The sequence below is a fragment of the Saccharothrix hoggarensis genome, assembly GCF_042678885.1.
Taxonomy (GTDB): domain Bacteria; phylum Actinomycetota; class Actinomycetes; order Mycobacteriales; family Pseudonocardiaceae; genus Actinosynnema; species Actinosynnema hoggarensis.
On the sequence record NZ_JBHTLK010000311.1, the window covers coordinates 1 to 6,642 of the forward strand.

Consider the following 6,642-nt stretch of genomic DNA (forward strand, 5'->3'; position numbering starts at 1 on the left):
CGTCCACGTCGCCGCCATCAACATTTGGCTACGCCACATCTGAAACACGCGCTAGACGGCGAACCTCGGCGCGACGGGCAGGCGCAGCGCCGGCGGCGACGGGCACGTGCTGCGAGGCGGCGGGCCGTCGCAGCGACGGCAGCGACCAGCACGTGCCGCGAGGCGACAGGCAGGCGCAGCGCCGGCAACGACCGGCACGGGCTGCGGACGGCAGGCCACCGCAGCGCCGGCGGCGACGGGCACGTGCTGCCGGGCGACAGGCAGGCGGCGCCGGTCAGGCCGGCCGAGGTCGTGGCTCCGGTCCGGTGGCCGCGCGTGGAGTCAGGCCTTGCCCGGGTGGACCAGGCCGGCCGTGCGGCGGCGGACACCGCCGGCGGCGAGGAACTCGGCGACCGGCAACGTGGCCGCGCCCAGGGCCACCGACTCGGGGCCCAGCTCGCACAGCGTGATCGTCGCCTGCTCGAACGGACGGCGCAGCGCGTGCCGGGCGGCTTCGGCGCGCACGTCGTCCAGGATGCGCGGCCCGAGGAGCAGCCCGGCCCACCCGCCGACGATCACCCAAGACGGGTTGAACAGGTTGATCAGGTTGCCGATGCCGACGCCGGTGTAGCGGGCCGTCTCGGCGAGCACGTCCCGCGCCGCCGGAGAGTCGTCCGCGGCCAGCGCCGCCAACGCCGCCTCCTGCTCGACGGGAACCGCCGCCTCCACCGCCCGGTACCGGCTGACGACGCCCGTCGCGCCGATGTACGCCTCCAGGCACCCGAGCGCGCCGCACCGGCACGGCCTGCCGTCCAGCGCCACGGTGGTGTGGCCCCACTCGCCCGCGCCGCCCGACGAACCCCGGTACAGCACGCCGTCCGCGATGACGCTCGCGCCGACACCCGAGCCGATCAGCGCGACCACCGCGTCGCCCGTGCCGCGGCCCGCGCCGAACCAGACTTCCGCCTGCCCCAACGTGTTCGCGCCGTTGTCGAGGAACAGCGGCAGGTCGGTGCCCGCTCGAAGCATCCGTTCGAGCGGCACGCCGTGCCAGCCGACGGTCTGCGCGTACACGAGGCCCTGCTCGACCTGGCCGGGCACGCCGATGCCGACGCCGAGCACGTCGCCCGCGCCGCTGTCGGCGAGGCACCGGTCGAGCCCGTCGAGCACGCGCCGCGCCACGTCGTCGGCCGAGTGGACGTCCGGCTCCATCGGGAGCGTCGCCTCGGCGAGGCGGCGCAACGTCAGGTCGAACACCTCGACCAGCACGTGCGTCTCGCCGACGTCCACGCCGACCACGGCCGCGTGCGCCGGGTTGACGCGCAGCAGCACGCGCGGCCGGCCGCCGTCCGAGTCGACCTGGCCGGCTTCGACGACGATCCCGTCGTTGATCAGCTCGGCGACCACGGTGCTGACGGACGCCTGGCTCAACCCAGTGATGCCGGCGAGTTCCTGACGGCTCAGCGGCCGGTCGAAGTACAGCGCGCGCAGGACCCGCGCCCGGTTGCCCGCACGCAGGTCCCGCACGGTCAGCTTGCGGTGCACGGCGACCCCCATCGGGCGAGTTGGACGGCGTGCCACGTCGGCCCGTCGGACAGGGACGTTAGCCGTTCACGCACCCCTGAGTACCCCATTCGACGTGCGCGTCCGCGAGCCGGCCCGGTCGTTCGACGGTGCCGCGACGTCAGTCGACGGCCGCCCAGGACTGGATCATCCGGTACGCGATGGACGCGCCCGGCGCGAGCAGCAGGTCCGGCACGCTGCCCGGCTCGGCGAGCGCTCGCCGCACGTCGGACCGGCTGACCCACCTGGCCTGCGCGATCTCGCCCTCGGCCAACCGCAGCGGGACGGTCGGGTCGCCGACCGCCTCGAAGCCGACCATCAACGACCGCGGGAACGGCCAGGGCTGGCTGCCCAGGTAGCGGATGCCGCTGACCTCGACCCCCACCTCCTCCTCGATCTCCCGCGCCACGCACGCTTCCAACGACTCGCCGGCCTCGACGAACCCGGCCAGGACGGAGTAGCGGCCCTCGGGCCACCCCTCGCCGCGGGCCAGCAGCACCTGGTCCGCGCCGTCGTGGACGAGGCAGATCACCGCCGCGTCGGTGCGCGGGTACTCCTCCCGCCCGCACTGCTCGCAGACCCGCGCCCAGCCGGACTTGATCGACTCCGTCGTCCCGCCGCACGCCGCGCAGAACCTCGCCGACCGGTGCCAGTGGAACAGCGCCACGGCCGACGTGAACAGGCCCGCGCCGGTGTCGTCGAGCATCGCGCCGCACGCCCGCAGGTCGAGCCACTGGGGCTCGTCCGTCAGCTCCGGCCGGAACCACGCCCGCCCTCCGGGCACCGCGACGTCCGTCTCGTCCTCGGTCAGCGGGACCGCCCAGTACGCCACGCCGTCCTGCTCGCCGAGCAGCACGGCGGTGTCGGGCGGGCCGTCGCCGAAGTCGGTGGCGGGGCGGTCGACCAGGCGGGATGCCTGGTCGGCCACCAACGTCCGGCCGTGCGCGTCCACGGTGACGACGCGCGCCTTCGGCCAGAGCTGCGCGATCCGCTCCGCGTCGCCGCGCAACGACTCCCGCCGGTCCACCGTGAACCGCGACAGGGCCGGCAGGTCCACCAGCTCGAAGCTCACGGCAGGGTCACGCCGCCCAACGCCCGCAGCTGCGGTGCCAGCAGCTCCGCGTCGCCCACCAGCACGCCGGTGAACGCGCTCGGCGCGAAGAACTCCAGCGCCGCCTCGGCGACCTGCTCGACGGTGACGGCCGCCAGCCGGTCCGGGTGCCCGGTGAACCACTCGATGCCCAGCCCGAGGCCGGCGAGGTTCACCAGGAACGACGCCAGCCCGCCCTGCGACGACGTCGCCGTCAGCAGCGACCCGACCGCGTACCGGCGGGCGGTGTCCACTTCGGACTCCGATGGCGGCACCAGGGCGAGCCTGGCCAGCTCGTACCGGGTCTCCAGCAGCGCCGCCGCGGTGACCTCGCTCGCCGTGTCGGCGTCCACCAGCAACGTCGCCCCGCCCGGCGTGAACTCCGGGTGCGACCGCGCGCTGTACGTGTAGCCCTTGTCCTCGCGGATGTTCTCCACCAACCGCGACGAGAAGAACCCGCCGAACACGAGGTTCGCCAGCTGCAACGCCGGGTACCGCTCGTCGGTCCGCACCAGGCCGCGCCCGGCGAGCCGGATCTGCGACTGCACCGCGCCGGGCCGGTGCACCAGCAGCACGTCGCCGCCGCTCACCACCGGCAGCGGCGACAGCGTCACGGCCGCGCCGTCACCGGTCCACTCCCCCAGCGCGCCCTCGACAGCGCGCACCGCCGCGTCCGGCTCGACGTCGCCCACGACGACCAGCACCGACCCGCGCGGCAGCACGGCCGACGCGTGCAGCGCGAGCACGTCGTCCCGGGTGACCGCCGCGACCTCGTCCGCCTCGGGCATCTCCTTGGCGAACGGGTGGTCGCCGTACAGGTGGCGCTGCAACGCCTCCCGCGCGATCACGTTCGGCTGCGACCGCGCCAACCGGATGCGCTCCACGAGCCGAGCGCGTTCCCGCGAGACCTCCTCGGCCGGGTAGGTCGCGCCGGTGAGCACGTCCCGCAGCACGTCCAGCACGGTGCCGAACCCGGACACCAGGGCGTTGCCGGAGAAGGCGAGCCGCTCCGGGTCGACCACGGCGTCCAGCTCGCCGCCGACGAGCGCGAGCTCGGTGTCCACGTCCACCCGGCTGCGCGTCGCGGTGCCGGTGAGCACCGTGTTCGCCAGCACCTCGGCGCGCGCCGCGTGGGTCGAGCCGACGCTGGTGGACGCCGGATCGCCGAACGGGATGCGCAGCCGCACCTCGACCAGCGGCACGGACGACCGCCGCACGGCGATCACCCGCAGGCCGTTGGCCAACGTCGTGTCGACGCTGTCCAGGTCGGCCGTCGCCCGCTGCTCGCCCAGCTCCGGGAAGGGGCGAGGCCCGAGCGCCGTACGGCCGATCTCCTCGGCGCTGCGGTGCTTGGTCGGGGCGCTCACTCGGTACCTCCGTCGGCAGGGTTGAGGATCAGGACGGCGCGCGAGTCGGGCCGCAGCGCCTTGGCCGCCGCGGCGACCGCGTCGGTGGTGATGCCGGCCAGCTTGTCCGGCAGCTCGTACAGCAGTTCCGCGCGGCCGAACAGCAGCTCGGCGGAGCCGAGGCCCAGCGTGCGGCTGGTCAGCCGGTCGTGCTCGCGGTGCATGGTCGACACCCAGCGGGCGGTGACCTTCGCCAGCTCCTGCTCGGTCGGCCCTTCCTCGGCCAGCCGCTGCAGCTCCTCGTCCACCGCGGCGATGACCTGCTGGGAGGCCACCTCCGGCGGGTGGATCGCGGTGATGCTGAACGTGTCCGGGTCGCGCGCCTCCAACGGCCCGAACAGACCGCACCCGGCGCCGACGTCGACCACGATCGCGTCGCGGTGCACGAGCCGCTGCTGGAGCCGCGACCCGTCGCCGTCGGTCAGCACACCCGCCAGCACCAGGTAGGTGAGGTAGGCCTCGACCTCGGCCACCGGGTCCGGGATGCGGTAGCCCAGCGCGATGGCCGGCATCGGCGCGTGCTTGTCGGTGTGCTCGGCGCGGACCTCGCCCTTCGGCGCGGCCTCGGCGAACGACGGCCGGACCGGCACCGGACGGGCGGGCACGTCGCCGAAGTGCTTCTCGACGAGCGCCGTCGCCTCTTCGGGGTCGAAGTCGCCCGCCACCGTCAGCACGGCGTTGCCCGGCGCGTAGTAGGTGTCGAAGAACGCGGCGCAGTCGTCCACGGTGGCGTTCTCCAGGTCGGTGAAGTCGCCGTAGCCGTTGTGCGCGTTCGGGAAGGTCTGGAACAGCACCGGCGGCAGGAGGATCCACGGGAACCCCCCGTACGGCCGGTTCAGCACGTTGAGTCGAATCTCCTCCTTCACGACGTCGATCTGGTTGCGCAGGTTCTCCTCGGTGAGCTTCGGCGCCCGCATGCGGTCGGCTTCGAGGAACAGTGCCCGCTCCAGGGCCGCCGACGGCAGCACCTGGTAGTAGTCGGTGTAGTCGGGGTGCGTGGACCCGTTGAACGTGCCGCCCGAGGACTGCACGTGCCGGAAGTGGGCCAGCTTCTCCAGGCTCTCGCTGCCCTGGAACATGAGGTGCTCGAAGAGGTGCGCGAACCCCGTCCGCCCCTCGGGCTCGGAGCGGAAGCCGACGTCGTAGTGCACGCTCACCCCGACGACCGGGGCGCTGCGGTCGGGTGCGAGCACCACCCGCAGACCGTTGGGAAGCGTGCACCTGTGGAGTTCGGGTAGCGCCATGAACCGCAGCCTACGGGTTCACACCACCACCGGGCTCCAAGGCCGCCCGCGTGCTGCGACACCCCGTTCCGCCCTGCGCGAACCGACCGGGTGAGGACCGGCCGACCTGCGCGGCGCCGCCCGGACCGGGGCCGCGACCACCCCGCGACCGGTCCGAACCACTGCCCGTCTCACCTGGCCACCCACCCGGTGGAGCCGACGCGTGCGGACGCCGGGTTGGCTTCGGTCAGATCCTTCGGAACCCCGCCCCCACCCCTGGGCGGCGGTTCCGGGGATGGCTCCATTGTCGAACGCGTGTTCGACGGAAGGCAAGATCACTTTCGGGTGATGTTCGGCGGCTCTCAGCCGCGCAGAGACCGGAGGTGTCCCGCCTGCGCGAGCACGCCGTCCACCGCGCCGAGGAACGCGGGGAACCGCCGGGCGAACCGTCCCAGGTCATCGCCCTGATCCGCCTCGCCGAACCAGTACAGCCCCGTCCGCGTGCCCGCGAACGCCGCCAGCCACCGCTCGGTCTCCCCCAGCACCACCGCGTACGGCAGCGACCGCGAGAACACCATCTCCCGGTCGGCGTCCGGGATGTCCTGGGGCGTCACCGTGCTCAGGTAGCCGCGCAAACCGCGCACGTGTTCCAACAGGACACTGCCCCGCTTCGTCCGTGCGGGCATGGAGCGCGCTCCCAGCACCAATGCCACCCCGGCGACCACGACCACCAGACCGAACAACGCCGCCGCGCCCGTCAGCGCCAACACCACCGTCAGCGCCACGCCGAGCAGACCGAGGCCGACGCCGGCCCACCACCAGAGGTTGCGCTCCGCGTCCGGCCGCCGCGCGAACCAGTTCTTCGCCACCACGTCGGCGTACAGCTCGTCCCGAACGCGGGACAGGTCGATCCGCTTGCCCCTCAGCTCCGACAACAGCACCGCGTCCACGCCCGCGGGCAACAACGTGTCGTACACAGCGCGCTCGTACCCCGAGAGGGACTGGTCGGCCTCGTTGCGCCGCACGAACCGCCAGTCGTGGCCGTCGACCTCTTCCACCCACACGTAGTTGCGCACCGCGAGGTCCACGATCGTGGCGGTCACGTCGACCACGTCCACGTGCTCGTCCACCACGGTGCCCACCTGGCCGGGCAGCACCCCGTCCGGCGAGGCGAACGCCACCCGTCCGGCGCCATCGGTGACCAGCACGTTCACCGGTCCGACCGCACCCGCCAACGCCCGCGCGTCGCGGCCGCGGAGGTACCACAGCAGCAAGCCGCCGCCGAGCAGCGCCAGGACCAGTCCGCCCAGGCCCGCGCCGGTCGCGGGCGTGAGCGCGAACGCCGCCGCCAACCCCGACGCCTCCTCGACCCGCGCGTTCG

General features: G+C 73.7%; 5 protein-coding genes. All 5 read right to left on the minus strand.

The features are described 5' to 3' along the window. Positions 1-321 precede the first annotated feature (321 nt). A complete protein-coding gene (locus ACFQ3T_RS33210; protein WP_380729550.1) occupies positions 322-1,536 on the minus strand; it encodes an ROK family transcriptional regulator in 1,215 nt (404 codons plus the stop codon). Positions 1,537-1,663: 127 nt separating this feature from the next. After that, positions 1,664-2,614: an NAD(+) diphosphatase gene (gene nudC, locus ACFQ3T_RS33215; protein WP_380729552.1), complete on the minus strand. Its 951-nt coding sequence runs from the start codon at positions 2,612-2,614 to the stop codon at positions 1,664-1,666. Next, positions 2,611-3,999 carry a M16 family metallopeptidase gene (locus ACFQ3T_RS33220; RefSeq protein ID WP_380729554.1) on the minus strand — a complete coding sequence of 463 codons (1,389 nt, stop codon included), beginning with the start codon at positions 3,997-3,999 and terminating at the stop codon, positions 2,611-2,613. Before ACFQ3T_RS33220 ends, nudC begins: the two co-directional genes overlap by 4 nt. After that, a complete protein-coding gene (locus ACFQ3T_RS33225; protein WP_380729556.1) occupies positions 3,996-5,282 on the minus strand; it encodes a M16 family metallopeptidase in 1,287 nt (428 codons plus the stop codon). Before ACFQ3T_RS33225 ends, ACFQ3T_RS33220 begins: the two co-directional genes overlap by 4 nt. Positions 5,283-5,623: 341 nt before the next feature. After that, positions 5,624-6,642 (minus strand): DUF2207 family protein (locus ACFQ3T_RS33230; protein ID WP_380729559.1); only part of this gene is annotated, 1,019 nt, incomplete at its 5' end.